We start from the raw sequence: 15,646 nt of genomic DNA, 5'->3' as shown, positions 1-15,646 counted from the left end.
GGGGTCGATGATTGGGGTGAAGTCGTAACAAGGTAGCCGTATCGGAAGGTGCGGCTGGATCACCTCCTTTCTAGGGATAAGCAGAGAACCAGGTTTTTAGGAGCGAAAGCGACGCGGAAACCTGAGTGAATCGCTTAGTTCTGAGCGGTAGGCGATAAGCAGAGAGCCCAAGAAGTCGAGCCGAGAGGTGAAGGCGGATTGGAGCGAATCGCTTAGTTCTGAACGATAGTGAAGAACATCCTACAGCTAACAAGCGAGCTCTAATTCCAGGTCGGTACATTTGGCAGATGATAACTCTTACATTGTTTGGTTTTGAGGGAATGCTAATTAGCCAAAGTTGTTTATTGAAATACATGAGTGATTGTGATAATATAAGTATTCCTGAAACAATATGGGGATATAGCTCAGCTGGGAGAGCGCTTGAATGGCATTCAAGAGGCCAGCGGTTCGATCCCGCTTATCTCCACCAGAAAAGGAAGGTTGTCTCAAATAGACTTTTAAATCTATGAGAGGTAGCCTTTTTTGATTTAACAAAATTTACAAGTTTTGCGTGCCGACACAAAACCCGGCCCAGGCGGCCATCATACAACACTGCGCCGCCGGCGCTTTAATCTCCGCGCTTATTCATAGCGTCCGCCCGTGCCTCAGTAGTGTTGACGCTATGTAGGCTGCATCAGTGATTTTTCTTATTTTAGAAATGAGGAGTATTGTTATGTATTTTTGCCGTGAAATTTCTGAAGCTGATTTAGGGGCTTTGCCGGATTTGGCCGCGGAATTAGGCTATAAAGTCACTATCGAGGAAATTAAGGAAACATTTTCTTGTTTGGAAAATGATGAGACAAATAAGCTGTTTATAGCTGAGACTGAAGACAAAATGGTTATTGGCTGGGTGCATGTATCAATCTATAGAACTTTGATTACGAAAAAAACAGCCATAGTTTTGGGTCTTGTGGTGAGTAGCGATTACCGTAAAGCCGGTATTGGCAGGATGTTAATGGAAAAAGCGGAGTTGTGGGCGCAGGCTAAAGGCTGTTTAAGAATCAGACTGTATTCGAATATTACGAGAACAGAGGCTCATCAGTTTTATCATCGACTTGGGTATGAGGAAACCGCAAATAGTTTGCTGTTGCAGAAGTGTTTGGATAATAAACCTTCAGTCCTTTTTCATAAATAGTTTTTATCCGTTAGACAACAAGATAAATTGCTGTAACCTGAGATGCAGTTTCGTTGAATTTATATGCTTAACTGTGCTTAAAAGTAGAATGGGTTGCGGTATAATATAAAAATAAAAGTGAATTATTTCACGAAAAAAATTCTGAGGTGTATTTATGCTTAAATTATCCATTTGTTTTGGTAGTGCCTGCCATTTGCGCGGCGCGTATAGTGTACTAAATACTTTTAGAGCACTGATAGATAAGTATCAGATTCAAAGTGAGATAGATGTCGAAGGCAATTTTTGTCAGGGTAAATGTACTGAAGGTGTGGTTATTAAATTAAACGATGAGATTATAACTAATGTTGCCAAGGAAAAGGTGTACGGCATTTTTATGGAAAAAGTGTTAGGAGGTAAAGGAAATTAACACTATTATTACGCATAAAGTAAATTGCCAGGATTGCTTCCGTTGTGTACGGTCATGTCCTGTTAAAGCAATAGGGATTAGAAAAGGTCATGCTCATATTATAGAAGAAAGGTGTATTTTGTGTGGGCGATGTGTTGTGGAATGTCCACAGAAAGCCAAACAAGTGGATAATCAAATCCAGCGCTTACAAACAGCTCTGGAAAAAGGTCAAAGAGTTGTGATCAGCTTAGCCCCATCCTATGTGGCGGCTTTTCCTGAAATTGCCCGGGAGGAGCTTATACAAGCGCTGACTGGTGCCGGAATTCATAGTGTGGCTGAAACTGCCGTAGCTGCCACCATGATTTCTGAAATTTATGGGACATACATGCAGCCTAGTTCTCAGGGACTACCGGATGCTACCGTAATCTCGTCATGCTGTCCGGTTATTATAAATATTATTGAAAGATATTATCCGCAATTAATAGATAACCTGGTGCCAGTCATATCACCGATGCTGGCTCATGCCAAACTGATTAAAAAACAATACGGTCAGGATACTTTTGTTGTTTTTGCCGGACCATGTATAGCTAAAATTGGAGAAGGCAGTGGCGCAAACTCAATGGTTGATGCCGTAATAACTTTTGAAGAGCTAAAAAACTGGCTGTCTTCGCCGTTTAAGAATCCAACTATAATGCAGGCAGGGGCACGGGAACAATCATCACTTGCATCAATGAGCGCCGGTCGCTGTTTTCCTGTAGCAGGTGGCATAGTTATGCCTTTTGTGGGACTGACTGATGCAGAAATCATTACTGTAGATGGTATTGAAAAATGCATGGAAGTATTTGAGGGATTAATCAACCAGGAGTTCTCCCCGCGATTTGTTGAGGCTCTGGCCTGTTCCGGAGGCTGTATCGGCGGTCCTGCTATGGGGATTCGTCAATTTATGCAGACCAAGAGGAACAAAGTCTTGACATATACCCAAGCGGGCTGTACAGATAAATGCCATTATGGTGCCGACAATACACTGGATTTATCCCGCTCTTATCAGTCCAAAACCATTAATGCGGTTATCCCGACAGAAGAGGAAATCACAGAAATTCTCAAACAAACTGGGAAATTTACTGTCCAGGATGAAAAAAATTGCAGTGCCTGCGGTTATGACACCTGCCGGGCTAAAGCCATTGCAGTATTTCAGGGACATGCCGAGCTTGATATGTGTGTACCCTATATGCGTTCGAAAGCGGAATCCTTTGCTAACATTATTGTTGAGAATTCATTAAATGCCATTATTGCAGTTAATGAAAAAATGATTATTAAGGAATTCAATCCGGCTGTTACACGTATGTTTGGCAAGATCAAAGAGATATATAAAGGTATGAATCTTACAGAGCTGTTTAATTGCTCTGATTTCATTGCAGCGGCAAAATTTGGTCATAAAATTGTAGGCAAACGAGTTGAGTATCCATTATATGATATTGTTACCGAGCAAATGATTATACCTGTTCCGGAGCATGGACTGATTATTGCTATAATTACAGATATAACTGCCCATGAACTAAGAAATCGCGAATTGCAGCAGATGAAACTGGAGACTGTGGAAAAAGCGACAGATATCATAAATAAACAAATGCATGTTGCCCAAGAGATTGCAGGCCTTTTGGGTGAAACAACCGCCGAAACTAAGTCAGCTTTGTTAGAGTTGATTATGCTGATCAAAGGCAAGGGGGAAGCCTGATGCAAAACCTTCATGCCGAGGTAGGAATAGCCCAATTATCCAAAAACGGTGAAGAATTATGCGGCGATAATGTAGATATTGTCAGGACACCTGAATCAACAATTATTGTAATGTCTGACGGCCTGGGCAGCGGTGTCAAGGCAAATATATTAGCTACTTTAACCACAAAAATTGCCTCCGTTATGCTTAAACGCGGCATCGCGCTTGAAGATGTTGTGAACACCGTTGCGGAAACACTGCCGGTCTGCCGGCAGCGAAAAATAGCCTATTCGACATTGCATATCATAAAAATTAGTCCTGACGGTCAAACCACAGTGGTCGAATTTGACTGTCCGTCTACTTTTTTAGTGCGCCGTGGCAAGGTAATCGAGTTCCCGACTAAAGAAAAGCTAGTAAGCGGCAAAATTATCCGCGAAGGGGAACTGTGTCTCCAGGAAGATGATATATTAGTGGCAGTAACGGATGGAGTTCTGCATGCCGGTATCGGCGGCCTGCTTAAGCTGGGGTGGGGTTGGACAGGGGTAGCTGCTCAACTGGCAGATGAGTGTAACGAGAGTAGTGATGCTGAAACCATCGGGCAGCATTTGATAAATTGTTGCGAGGGGTACTATATGGGATGTCCGGGCGATGATTCAACAAGCTTGGTCGTTAAAATGCGGTATCCACAGCAACTAACTGTATTTACAGGACCGCCGGCCGATGCGGCTCTCGATGAACAGCTTGTCCGGCAGCTGCTTTCGGCACCGGGAAAAAAGGTGGTTGCAGGCGGGACTACTGCTCAAATCGTAAGCAGGATAACGAACTGTCCGCTTAAAATGGATTTAACCTGCTATGATCCGCAAATTCCACCGATCGGTTACCTTGAGGGGATTGATCTGGTAACAGAAGGAATTTTAACTTTAAATGCAGCTGTTGATCGTTTGAGCAATACTAAGAACTTACGCAGTTCTACTAAACGAGATGGAGCTACCTTACTTGCCAAGCTATTTAATAATGCAGATAAAATTAGAGTTTTTGCCGGTTTAGCTGTTAATCCGGCGCACCAGAACCCTTACTTTCCTTTGCAGATGAATCTTAAGGCCCAGGTGTTAACTAAACTAAACAGCGTACTGCAAGAAAAAGGCAAAGCAGTCAGTATTGAGTGGATTTAAAAAATGTACTTTGCCAACTACCTCCTATTATGTTACAATATTGGCGATTCACATAGTCTGAGAGGAGTATTACAATGTCGGGACATTCAAAATGGGCCAATATTAAACACAAAAAAGGCAAAATGGATGCTGTGCGGGGCAAGGTTACTACCAAAATTAGCCGTGAGATTACGATTGCAGTACGAATGGGTGGGTCTGATCCAACAGGTAATATGCGTCTAAAGTTGGCATTGCAAAAAGCAAGAGAAAATAATATACCAAAAGAGAATATCCAACGGGCTATTCAAAAAGGTTCGGGTACACTTGAAGGCAGCAATTACGAAGAAATCAAATATGAAGGTTATGGCCCCGGTGGTGTTGCTATCATCGTGGAAGCCATGACAGATAATCGAAACCGAACTGCTGCCGATGTACGGCATTTATTTTCTAAATATGGCGGCAACCTCGGAGAGACCGGCTGTGTTTCCTGGATGTTTAAGCAAAAAGGCGTATTTGCTGTTGAACAAGAGGGTATAGAGGAAGAAAAATTAATGCTGATGGTGCTGGACGCCGGTGCTGAAGATTTTGAAGCAGTTGACGACCAGTTTGAAATAACTACCGATCCTGAAGATTTTGAACAAGTACAAGAAGAACTGGATAAAAATAATATAAAAACAATTGTTGCCCGGGTCACTATGGTACCGGAAACTATCTCCAGCTTATCCGGCGATGAAGCAGTTAAAATGATGAAACTCCTGGAAGCATTGGAAGATCACGACGATATTCAGGAAGTGTATACTAATTTTGATATTCCGGAGGATATGGAAGAGTAGTCAGCAGGCTTCGGCCTGCTTTGTTTTTTGGCCTGACAGGCAATAGGACGTTGGTTTGAATAAGATGGCAAGACCAGCATGACGCTTTTGCTTATTTATTTGGAAAACTAGTATATTTTTTGTATAATTTGGGAAAAATACTGACGACACTAGAGAAAGGAGTGTTGTCAGTATGTGGTCTAAATTTATTGCGAAACTTTCTTCATTCCACCAGGTAAAGGTGTATGGCAAACTTATCCCCGTAAAGCCTGTATTAATCGGCGGCCTAATTTTATTATTGTCCGGTGTTGGTTATTATGCTTTTCAGGCCGGCGAAGACGGTAAGCTGCCTATCCCACAACAAGAGACCGAGGCTGTTAAACAGGATGGAAAAATTAAAATTTCAGCCAATACCGATATTGTGCAAAAAATAATTTATACCAAGTGCAAAGACGAAGAGGTATTTCGAACCAAGCCACCTGATAATTTAGTTGGCCTTACTTTTAATCAAGTACAAAAAATCTATTCAGGCTGGTCTATAGAAAAATTCGATACTAAAGAAATTGAAATGAGGCTGCAGGTGGACAGCTTGTGCCGGGAGCATGCCAATAATATGTTTATTGGCATCAAAGATGGTTATGTGACCGTTTTCTATGGAGTCCCCGGCCCTAAGGCCCTGGTCAAAGAAGTAACGAAGATACCTATTAATGCTTTGATGCCGCAGGATGTACAGGAATTAAGACAGGGCTTGGTTGTGCAGTCCAAAGAAGAGCTGCTCAGAACTTTAGAAGGTATGCAGGCACGTTAAAGAGAGGGAAACCTCTCTTTTTACTTTTTAAAACAGGAAAACGGCTTAAAGTTGTCGAATGAAACTGGAAAAAGGGGGCAGCAAATGATAGTATTGGGAATCGACCCCGGCACAGCTATATGTGGTTATGGTTTGGTCGAAGCACAGGGAAGCAGATTAAAAGCACTAACGTATGGAGTTATCGAAACAACACCAGATATGGAAGCGGCAATGCGGCTAAAAAAAATTCATCAGGAAATTGATTTCCTGATTAAACAGTATAAGCCTGCTATTATGGGTGTAGAACTACTATTTATGAATAAAAATGTCCGGACAGTTATGGCTGTGGGACAAGCCAGAGGTGTAGTACTGCTGGCTGCAGCCCAGAATGATCTCAAACTGGCCGAGTTTACGCCATTGCAGGTAAAACAGGCAGTAACCGGTTATGGCAAGGCAACAAAAGAACAGGTTATTTATATGACTCAAAGATTATTGAATTTGCCGAAAAAGCCGCATCCTGATGATGCCGCCGATGCTCTGGCTGTGGCTGTATGTACCGCACATTGTGGGAGTATAAATAGGATGAGGGTATCGCATGATAGGTTATGTTAAAGGTATAGTAACACATCTTTTTACTGATAATTGTTTTATTGATGTACAGGGAGTCGGCTATCGGGTTTTTATCCCCAATTCGACCAGGCAGAAACTGGCTGTCGGGCAGCCGTCAACCTTATTTACCTACCTTAATGTGCGCGAGGATGCGCTGACCTTGCACGGGTTTTATACCCAGGAAGAATATGAACTATTTTTAAGCCTTATTTCTGTATCAGGAATTGGGCCTAAAGTGGCTGCCGGTGTTTTGTCAACCATTACACCGCAAAATTTCCGGTCTGCTGTCAGTACCAATAATGCCGCTATGCTGACTAAATTACCGGGTGTTGGCAAGAAAACAGCAGAAAGAATCATTTTAGAGTTGAAAGATAAAATGGGTATCAGCACCGATTTTGATCCAGCCATTGCCGGACAGCCGGCAGCCGGTACAAGCCCCGAAGGAGATATTATGCAGGAGGCTGTACAAGCGCTTGCCGCTCTGGGGTATAATCATGCCGAAATAACACCGGTTATTAAGAAAATATATGAACGTGAGGGTAAGGCGCAGTCGGCGCTGTCATTAGAACAATTGATTCGGTTTGCGTTGAAGGAATTTGGCCGGAGGTAACTGGGAGGAGAGCTAACTGGTGGAAGAACGTGTTTTGGCATCAGACGAGCAAGAGGTTGATTCTTGGCAGTATAGCCTGCGGCCGCGCCGTTTGATTGAATATATCGGACAAGACCAGGTAAAGAATAACCTGTCCATTTTTGTGCAGGCAGCAATGGCCCGGGGAGAGGCGCTTGATCATGTATTATTATATGGACCGCCTGGGTTGGGGAAAACTACATTAGCCGGGATTGTCGCCAATGAACTTGGTGTCAATTTCCGGATTACTTCAGGTCCGGCGATTGAGCGGCCTGGTGATTTGGCGTCACTGCTGACCAATTTGGGCGAAAAGGATGTATTATTCATTGATGAAATTCATCGTTTGTCCCGGGCGGTGGAAGAAGTACTGTATTCGGCAATGGAAGACTATGCGCTTGACATTATTATCGGTAAAGGTCCGTCTGCGCGTTCCATTCGTCTGGATTTGCCTAAATTCACGCTAGTGGGGGCGACAACTAAGGCCGGCGCCTTAGCCGCGCCGCTGCGGGACCGGTTTGGTGTCATTTGCCGCCTGGAATATTATGAAACAGAACATCTGGTATGTATTGTAAATAGAGCGGCTGAGATACTTAACGTTGCTATTGAGCCCCGCGGTGCTTTAGAGATTGCCAGACGGTCACGCGGTACGCCGCGAATTGCCAACCGCCTGTTAAAAAGGGTACGGGATTTTGCCCAGGTAACAAGTGATGGTGTCATTACAGACGCCATCGCCGATAAGGCGCTGGAACTGTTAGAAATTGACAAACAGGGCCTGGACAAAACTGACAGGAATATGCTGGATGCCATCATCAGAAAGTTTAACGGTGGCCCGGTTGGCCTTGATACATTGGCTGCCTCTATAAGTGAAGAAACAGAGACCATTGAAGATGTGTATGAGCCATTTTTGCTGCAGATGGGCTTTATCGCCCGGACGCCGCGTGGGCGGGTAGCCACTCCTGCAGCCTATGCCCATCTCAACATATCTTACAAGGATAAAGCTGAAACCCAAGAAAAATTGTGGTAGGTGATTTATTGAATGCGCATGCTGTTACACGTATGCTGTGGTCCGTGTTCGGTCTTTCCGCTTAAACATTTGCAGGAAGCATACCCGGAATACGAAATAACCGGCTATTTTTACAATCCTAATATTCATCCGTACAAAGAATTTGTCCGGCGCCTTGATACCTTAAAAGCTTTTGCCGCAAAAATTGGTCTGGAGCACTTAATTATTGATGACAGGTATACCTTAGAGGAGTTTTTACAACAGGCACTCACTGCTCCCGGCGGCCGCTGCCGTAATTGCTATGACCTCAGGATGCAGCAAACGGCGCGCTATGCCAGGGAGCATGGTTATGACTGTTTTAGCACTACTTTGCTGGTCAGTCCTTATCAGCAGCATGAATTGATAAAAGCAGCAGGTGAAGCTGCGGCAATTGAGCATGGCATCAAATTTTCTTATATCGACTTTCGTCCAGGCTGGCAGGAAGGAGTACAGAAAAGCAGAGAACTTGAAATGTACCGTCAGCCTTATTGTGGCTGTATCTTTAGTGAAAAAGACCGGTATTGCAAACCGCGGAAAGGACAGAACTGATGCCTGGAGGATTTGACTCATTTGGCAAGCTGATGATGCTATTTGGCGTAATTTTGTTAATTGCCGGAGCTATCTTCCATTTTGGTGGGAAATTCCTTAGTTTAGGCCGATTGCCAGGCGATATCCATCTGGAGCGGGGGAACTTTAGTTTCCATTTTCCGATTGTTACTTCTATTATTATCAGTATTGTTCTCACAATAATTTTAAATTTGATCACAAGAAAATAGTACCGGAGGTATGCGCGTGCGTAAACATATGCTACAATGGTTACTGCTGGTTTTTTTTATGCTATTATTTTTGCCTGTAACGGGGCAAGCCCGGGAGACTGAGCCAGCGTTATGGCCGAAAGAACCCAGTCTGCGTGTGGGAATTTTGACCGGGCAGCAAAGTGTGCAAATCACTGCTGACGCTAATTTCGAGCTTGTCAACGCCGGAACGAATAAAACCGTAAAAAGTTTTCGCGCTTATGAAAAAGTAACAATTAGTGATAAAGGTAATGGTTTTTCCATCAATGGGATGCCGGTTGCCGCTAACAGCATCCATGTTGTCCTTAAAAACAAGGATGTTATGGTTTCCATTAAGCAGTATGCACATGTTAATAACCGCCGGTATCGTGGCGATATCAGTATTCTTCGCCCTGCCGGTAAATCCGGCATGACTGTTGTTAATACCCTGCCGGTAGAAGAGTATGTGTATGGAATCATCAAGCATGAAATATCACCCGAATGGGCAATGGAAGCAGTCAAGGCACAGGCGGTGGCTGCGCGTACCTATGCGCTGGCCAGTAGCAATAAACATAAAGCCGATGGCTTTGATGTATGTGCCACTACCGATTGCCAGGTGTATGGCGGGCTTGAAAGTGAAACTCCCAGAGCCCTGGAAGCGGTAGATGCGACAAGAGGCTTAGTACTATTTCATAGCGGTAAATTAATAACCGCCTATTTTCACAGCAGTTCGGGGGGACATACTGAGAACAGTGAAAATGTCTGGTCCTCACCGCTGCCCTATCTAAAAGGGGTAGCTGACTTCGACCAGGATTGCCCGTATTTTAAATGGGAAAAAAAGCTGACAATTGCCGAACTTAATCAAGCTGTCAGTAGAGCCGGTTACAATATTGGCCGTCTTCAGGCCATTGAATTGTCGCCACTGGGTAATCCACCGGCTGCCAGTAATGACCGCGGCGTATCCGGACGGGTTAAGCATGTTCGTTTGTTAGGTACTAAAGGCAGTGTACAGATAACGGGTGCAAAAATGAGAACCATGTTAGACTTGAAAAGCACTTTATTTGATATTACTACCGCAGCAGCTCAGCCGGTTTTTGCCGGCAAAAAGAGTGTGCGGACACAGCTGTCGCAGAGCAGTATTCGCCCGGTTGCCGGTGAATCAGCCGATTTTGTGATTATTAACGGCTCTGGCTGGGGACATGGCTTAGGCTTGTCGCAGTGGGGGGCTAAAGCTATGGCGGAAAAGGCATCACCGGGCAATACCGAATATTTTAAAGAGATATTGAAACACTACTACCAAGGTGTAGAAATAAAAAAAGCCTACATATAGGCCATAAAGAGGGGTTACATGCTGGTTTCGGATTTCGATTATTATTTACCCGAAGAACTAATAGCCCAGCAGCCGGTTGAGCCACGGGACCATTCCCGGCTGCTGGTGCTTGACAGAAAGACAGGCACGATTACTCACAATGCTTTTTATAATCTGCCGCAACTTCTACAACCAGGGGATACCCTGGTTTTTAATGATACCCGGGTAATACCTGCCCGGCTGCTGGGCATTAAACCGGAAACCGGCGGCAAAGTGGAAGTTTTTTTGTTAAGCCGGACGACAAAAGATGATTGGGAGGTTCTGGTTAAACCCGGTAAACGGGCCAGACCGGGAACCGTCATTGAATTTGGCGAAAATCTGCGCTGCGAAGTGCTGGATACCACCGATTTTGGCGGCCGGATTGTCAGATTTACTTATCAGGGAATTTTTGAAGAGATTTTAGATGTGTTAGGGGAAACCCCCTTGCCGCCTTATATTAAAGTTCAGTTGTCGGACCAGGAACGTTACCAAACGGTATATGCCCGGGAACGGGGATCGGCTGCGGCCCCCACCGCCGGGCTTCATTTTACCCGTGAACTCATGGAAACTATTGCAAATATGGGGGTTAATTTAGCTTATATTACCTTGCACGTCGGACTGGGAACCTTCCGGCCGGTAGTGGCGGAGAATATAAACGAGCATGTTATGCACCGCGAGTATTACTCTGTGCCACCGGCAACCGCCGAGATTGTAAATAAAACCCTTGCGGCAGGCAACCGGGTTATTGCGGTGGGCACCACAGCCGTCCGTACCCTGGAATCGGCCGGGAGCAGCGGCTGCTTAGAAGCCAAAAGCGGTTGGACTGAGATATTTATTTATCCAGGCCATGAGTTCAAAATTGTTAAAGCTCTTATTACAAATTTTCATCTGCCAAAATCCACATTATTAATGCTAATCAGCGCTCTGGCTGGCCGGGAGTTTATTTTTGACGCCTATCGGGAAGCGGTGGATAAACGCTACCGGTTTTTCAGCTTTGGCGATGCCATGTTCATCCGATAAAGCTAAGTCTATTTTATTAATTGACTATGGAGGTGCAGTTATTGGCCATTACATATGAACTAATCAAACGCTGTTCCAAAACTGGGGCGAGGGCGGGCCGGATACATACACCGCACGGCGTATTTGACACACCCATTTTTATGCCTGTAGGCACACAGGCCACCGTAAAGGCTATGTCCCCTGATGAGTTAAAGGCCATGGGGGCAGGAATAATTTTAAGTAATACTTATCATTTATATTTGCGGCCAGGTCATGATTTGGTTGCCGAAGCCGGCGGTCTTCATAAGTTTATGCAGTGGGATCGGGCGATTTTAACTGACAGTGGCGGGTTTCAGGTGTTTAGTCTGGGACCGCTGCGCAAAATTACCGAGGATGGGGTTACTTTCCGCTCACATATTGACGGCTCCAAGCATTTTTTATCACCGGAAAAAGCCACCGAAGTCCAAATGGCTTTGGGGGCTGATATCATTATGGCATTTGACGAATGTGTGCCCTATCCGGCAGAACATGAATATGCCCGCCAGTCTACCGAACGGACAACCCGCTGGGCCGAACGCTGTAGAAAAGCCCACACCCGCAAGGATCAAGCCTTGTTTGGTATCGTTCAGGGCGGTATGTACAAAGATCTCCGGACTATGAGTGCCCGGGACCTGGTTTCCCTGGATTTCCCCGGTTATGCAATCGGTGGTCTTAGTGTGGGTGAACCCAAACCGCTGATGTATGAGATGCTGGAGCATACTGTGCCTTTACTGCCACAGAATAAGCCGCGTTATTTAATGGGAGTAGGCACGCCTGATTGTTTATTGGAAGGCGTAATGTATGGTATTGATATGTTTGACTGCGTTTTCCCGACAAGGGTGGCACGCAATGGGACTGTCATGACAAACAGAGGCAGGCTTGTTGTCAAAAATGCTGAATTTGCCAGAGATTTCCGGCCTATCGATCAGGATTGCAATTGCTATACCTGCCGGAATTTTTCACGCGCTTATATCAGGCACTTGTTAAAGACAGAAGAGATCTTTGGCTTGCGATTGACCACTACCCATAATCTGCATTTCCTGGTGAATTTTATGAAAGAAATGCGCCAATCCATTCTTGATGAGCGTTTTTTGGAGTTCAGAGAAGAGTTTTGGGCTTATTATCACAAATAATAAAAGGATTTACGCTAAATGTGTGGAATATACTGCTAATAAACAACAGGAGGTGATTAATGCATGACTCCAGAAATAATGCAGGCCATTCAGGCCTCATGGCCGATTGTATTGATGGGCGTAATATTCTATTTTTTACTGTACCGTCCGCAAAAAAAAGAACAACAGCGCCGCAAAGAACTTTTGGATAATTTGAAGAAAGGTGCGCGAGTTGTAACAATCGGTGGAATATACGGTACGATCACGGCACTAAGTGAAAAAACCGTAACTATAAAAATTGCCGATAAAGTAGAAGTCGAGATATCGCGTACTGCAGTAGGCCAGTTGCAAAGTCAACCTAAAGAGTAAACTGTTGCCTGATTACGAATGTCGTCCGGAGGACTTGGTGAAAAGCCAAGTCTTTTCTTAAGGGGGAGGGAAAACATCATGGAGATTAATAAAGATGCCAAGAAAGAATTGCGTAAAAAAATTTTAGCCATTAGACGCGAAATGACCCGGGAGGAAGTGGCTGCCGGTAGTGGCAGGCTTGCTGAGCATTTGTTCACCTGGCCTGTATATCAAAATGCTAAAAATATTATGCTGTATCTGGCAATGCCTGATGAGCCTCACTTGGATAAAGTTATCTCCCATGCGCTTGCTGCCGGTAAGACCATCTGTGTGCCGCATATGCGTGAGACCAGGGGGTTAATGGATGCCGCCATTATTGCCAATCTTGAGGATCTGGTGGTAGGACAGTTTAATTTGCTTACACCGAATCCGGCAACCTTAAACTTACTGGAACCAAGTGAACTTGACCTCATAATTGTCCCCGGGGTGGCTTTTGACAAAACCGGACGGCGCTTAGGCATGGGAGCCGGCTACTATGACCGGTTTCTGCTAAGAGCCAACAAAGCCGAACTTATTGGGGCGGCCTGGGCGGCGCAGATACTGGAAACGGTGCCGACTGACGAGCATGATAAACCAGTAAATTATTTACTTACAGAAGAAGGCATATTTACTTGCAGGTAAGGCAAAATGTAAGTAGTTATATTTTTCTTTACCTGCCGGTACCGATTATCTAGTCTTGAGATATTGGGCAGGCAGGGCTAATTTGATAATCGGAGGATTGGTCATGTCAATTGCTACTATCGGACAAGACGTCACTGTTGCTCAATTAAAAGCAGATCACGAAGTAAATGTTTATCTTACCCGAAGTACTCAGTATCTTGGGAGCTTGGGCTTTACTGAACATGGTCTTAGACATGCCGGCATCGTCTCAGCTTTAGCGTATAAGGTTTTGCATGAACTGGGATTTCCGGTACGGGACTGTGAACTTGCAGGTATCGCAGGGTATCTGCATGATATTGCCAATATGATTAATAGGTATAATCATGGTGGTTCCGGGGCGATAATGGCTTTTACCATTCTTACCCGCATGCAGATGCCGCCGGAAGAAGTTGCCTTGGTTATATCTGCCATTGGCAATCATGAAGAAGAACGCGGCAATGCCGTTAATCATGTAGCCGCCGCGCTAATTTTGGCTGATAAATCAGATGTTCATCGTGCGCGGGTTACCAATCGTGACTTTGCTAAATTTGAGATCCATGACAGGGTAAATTATGCAGCCGAAAGCAGTAAACTAATTATTGACAAAGATTCCCGGACGGTAACACTCTATGTCACCATTGACACCGATATTTGCCCTGTTATGGAGTACTTTGAAATATTTTTACAACGGATGATTATGTGCCGGCGGGCGGCAGAAGTACTAAACTGCCGTTTCAAACTGGTAATTAACGACTATGATTTGCTATAGTCATAGTTATCGAAAAAAACCTATTAGCAAGATTGGAGGACAACCTTTTGAGGTGGGGGAATTTAACCAAATTTTTGGTTGTTATTGTGGCAATTCTCGCTGTTGCCGGCTACTATATGCCGCCATTAGCCCTGTCTATTAAACAAGGGCTTGACTTACAGGGGGGAACGCATGTTGTACTTGAGGCATCTGATACGCCGGAAGCTAAGGTTAACGACGATGCTCTGCAACGGGTCGTTCATATTATTGAACGCCGGATTAATGAGCTTGGGCTTACAGAACCGCTTGTACAGCGCCAAGGGGAGCGTCGGGTCATTGTTGAATTACCGGGCGTAAAGGATCCGGAAAAAGCCATTGAAATGCTGGGACAAACAGCACTTATGGAGTTTCAGGATGAAAGCGGTAATATTGTGCTGACCGGTAAAGATTTGAAAGATGCCAGAGCACAGATCGACCAAAGCGGTCAAAAGCTGGTTGCTATTGAGTTTACCGATGAAGGTACCAGGAAATTTGCAGACCTGACGGCAAGAAGCGTAGGCAAGCATATTGCCATCTTATTGGATAAACAAATATTGACCAATCCTGTTGTGCAGGAAGCCATTCCTAACGGCAAGGCGGTCATCACCGGCAACCGTTCCATGGAAGAGGCGGAACGCCTGGCAATCCTGCTGCGCTCAGGTGCGCTTCCGGTTAAAGTCGATGTATTGGAAACAAGGACTGTAGGTCCGACTTTGGGTGAAGATTCAAAAGCCAAGAGTGTGGAAGCCTTTGTAATTGGCATTGCTGCCATTGTTATTTTTATGCTGCTATTTTACAGAGTTTCTGGTTTTGTTGCCAATGTAGCTCTGGTTTTGTATGTAATGCTGCTGTTAGCTAGCCTAAAAATGCTTAATGCCACATTAACCCTGCCGGGTATCGCCGGTATTATTCTGTCAATGGGTATGGCCGTTGATGCCAATGTGCTTATCTTTGAGCGCTTTAAGGAAGAATACCGTAATGGTAAAACCCTGCGGGCAGCCATCGATGCCGGTTTTACCCGCGCATTTTCTACTATTTTGGACTCAAATATCACCACCCTGATTGTCGCAGCAGTACTCTTTTTCCTGGGAACAGGACCGATTAAAGGTTTTGCTGTTACCTTGGGCCTGGGGATTGTTTTGAGTATGTTTACCGCCATTACAGCTACCCGGTTTATGTTAAAAATTCTTATAAACGCCAATATCATTAAAAATGGCAAGTTTTTCGGGGCTTAGGGGG

18 protein-coding genes, 1 tRNA gene and 1 rRNA gene are annotated in these 15,646 nt (G+C 44.7%); all 20 read left to right on the top strand.

Going from position 1 to position 15,646, the window contains the following annotated elements; all coding sequences use genetic code 11:
- Positions 1 to 70 (top strand): 16S ribosomal RNA (locus GT1_RS07455); the annotation flags it as partial.
- Positions 71 to 393: 323 nt separating this feature from the next.
- Positions 394 to 469 (top strand) — tRNA-Ala (locus GT1_RS07450).
- Positions 470 to 697: 228 nt separating this feature from the next.
- The gene (locus tag GT1_RS07445; protein WP_188398163.1) at positions 698 to 1,174 is read left to right on the top strand and encodes a GNAT family N-acetyltransferase; all 477 of its coding nucleotides are present in this window, start codon (positions 698 to 700) and stop codon (positions 1,172 to 1,174) included.
- Positions 1,175 to 1,328: 154 nt separating this feature from the next.
- The gene (locus GT1_RS07440; RefSeq protein WP_188398162.1) at positions 1,329 to 1,580 is read left to right on the top strand and encodes a (2Fe-2S) ferredoxin domain-containing protein; all 252 of its coding nucleotides are present in this window, start codon (positions 1,329 to 1,331) and stop codon (positions 1,578 to 1,580) included.
- The gene (locus tag GT1_RS07435; protein ID WP_188398185.1) at positions 1,576 to 3,294 is read left to right on the top strand and encodes a [Fe-Fe] hydrogenase large subunit C-terminal domain-containing protein; all 1,719 of its coding nucleotides are present in this window, start codon (positions 1,576 to 1,578) and stop codon (positions 3,292 to 3,294) included. The genes GT1_RS07440 and GT1_RS07435 overlap by 5 nt, the downstream gene beginning before the upstream one ends.
- The gene (locus GT1_RS07430) at positions 3,294 to 4,445 is read left to right on the top strand and encodes a SpoIIE family protein phosphatase (RefSeq protein ID WP_188398161.1); all 1,152 of its coding nucleotides are present in this window, start codon (positions 3,294 to 3,296) and stop codon (positions 4,443 to 4,445) included. Before GT1_RS07435 ends, GT1_RS07430 begins: the two co-directional genes overlap by 1 nt.
- A gap of 74 nt (positions 4,446 to 4,519) precedes the next feature.
- On the top strand, positions 4,520 to 5,257 hold the full coding sequence (locus tag GT1_RS07425; RefSeq protein WP_188398160.1) for a YebC/PmpR family DNA-binding transcriptional regulator: 738 nt from the start codon (positions 4,520 to 4,522) through the stop codon (positions 5,255 to 5,257).
- A gap of 172 nt (positions 5,258 to 5,429) precedes the next feature.
- Positions 5,430 to 6,044, top strand: a complete 615-nt coding sequence (locus GT1_RS07420; protein WP_188398159.1) for a BofC C-terminal domain-containing protein — start codon at positions 5,430 to 5,432, stop codon at positions 6,042 to 6,044.
- A gap of 84 nt (positions 6,045 to 6,128) precedes the next feature.
- On the top strand, positions 6,129 to 6,635 hold the full coding sequence (ruvC, locus tag GT1_RS07415; RefSeq protein ID WP_075755544.1) for a crossover junction endodeoxyribonuclease RuvC: 507 nt from the start codon (positions 6,129 to 6,131) through the stop codon (positions 6,633 to 6,635).
- A complete protein-coding gene (ruvA, locus tag GT1_RS07410; RefSeq protein ID WP_188398158.1) occupies positions 6,619 to 7,242 on the top strand; it encodes a Holliday junction branch migration protein RuvA in 624 nt (207 codons plus the stop codon). Before ruvC ends, ruvA begins: the two co-directional genes overlap by 17 nt.
- Positions 7,243 to 7,261: 19 nt before the next feature.
- Positions 7,262 to 8,284: a Holliday junction branch migration DNA helicase RuvB gene (gene ruvB, locus GT1_RS07405; RefSeq protein ID WP_188398157.1), complete on the top strand. Its 1,023-nt coding sequence runs from the start codon at positions 7,262 to 7,264 to the stop codon at positions 8,282 to 8,284.
- Positions 8,285 to 8,296: 12 nt separating this feature from the next.
- Positions 8,297 to 8,851 (top strand): epoxyqueuosine reductase QueH, encoded by a 555-nt coding sequence (locus tag GT1_RS07400; protein ID WP_188398156.1) that lies wholly within the window; start codon positions 8,297 to 8,299, stop codon positions 8,849 to 8,851.
- Positions 8,851 to 9,078, top strand: a complete 228-nt coding sequence (locus GT1_RS07395) for a DUF2905 domain-containing protein (protein WP_188398155.1) — start codon at positions 8,851 to 8,853, stop codon at positions 9,076 to 9,078. The genes GT1_RS07400 and GT1_RS07395 overlap by 1 nt, the downstream gene beginning before the upstream one ends.
- A gap of 58 nt (positions 9,079 to 9,136) precedes the next feature.
- Positions 9,137 to 10,405, top strand: coding sequence for a SpoIID/LytB domain-containing protein (locus tag GT1_RS07390; protein WP_223226102.1), 1,269 nt, complete (start codon positions 9,137 to 9,139; stop codon positions 10,403 to 10,405).
- A gap of 18 nt (positions 10,406 to 10,423) precedes the next feature.
- Entirely contained in the window at positions 10,424 to 11,443 is a 1,020-nt protein-coding gene (gene queA, locus GT1_RS07385; RefSeq protein WP_188398153.1) for a tRNA preQ1(34) S-adenosylmethionine ribosyltransferase-isomerase QueA, read from the top strand.
- A 41-nt stretch (positions 11,444 to 11,484) separates the two neighbouring features.
- Positions 11,485 to 12,594, top strand: a complete 1,110-nt coding sequence (gene tgt / locus GT1_RS07380; RefSeq protein WP_188398152.1) for a tRNA guanosine(34) transglycosylase Tgt — start codon at positions 11,485 to 11,487, stop codon at positions 12,592 to 12,594.
- 63 nt (positions 12,595 to 12,657) lie between these two features.
- Complete coding sequence (gene yajC / locus GT1_RS07375; RefSeq protein ID WP_188398151.1) at positions 12,658 to 12,942, top strand: preprotein translocase subunit YajC; 285 nt, start codon at positions 12,658 to 12,660, stop codon at positions 12,940 to 12,942.
- 78 nt (positions 12,943 to 13,020) lie between these two features.
- Entirely contained in the window at positions 13,021 to 13,602 is a 582-nt protein-coding gene (locus GT1_RS07370; RefSeq protein WP_188398150.1) for a 5-formyltetrahydrofolate cyclo-ligase, read from the top strand.
- A 103-nt stretch (positions 13,603 to 13,705) separates the two neighbouring features.
- Positions 13,706 to 14,389 (top strand): phosphohydrolase, encoded by a 684-nt coding sequence (locus tag GT1_RS07365; RefSeq protein ID WP_075755553.1) that lies wholly within the window; start codon positions 13,706 to 13,708, stop codon positions 14,387 to 14,389.
- A gap of 47 nt (positions 14,390 to 14,436) precedes the next feature.
- Positions 14,437 to 15,642, top strand: a complete 1,206-nt coding sequence (secD, locus tag GT1_RS07360) for a protein translocase subunit SecD (RefSeq protein WP_188398149.1) — start codon at positions 14,437 to 14,439, stop codon at positions 15,640 to 15,642.
- The last annotated feature ends 4 nt before the right edge of the window (positions 15,643 to 15,646 follow it).

Source organism: Sporomusa sp. GT1, assembly GCF_014634905.1.
GTDB lineage: Bacteria > Bacillota > Negativicutes > Sporomusales > Sporomusaceae > Sporomusa > Sporomusa sphaeroides.
This window is presented reverse-complemented; position numbering and strand designations above follow the sequence as displayed.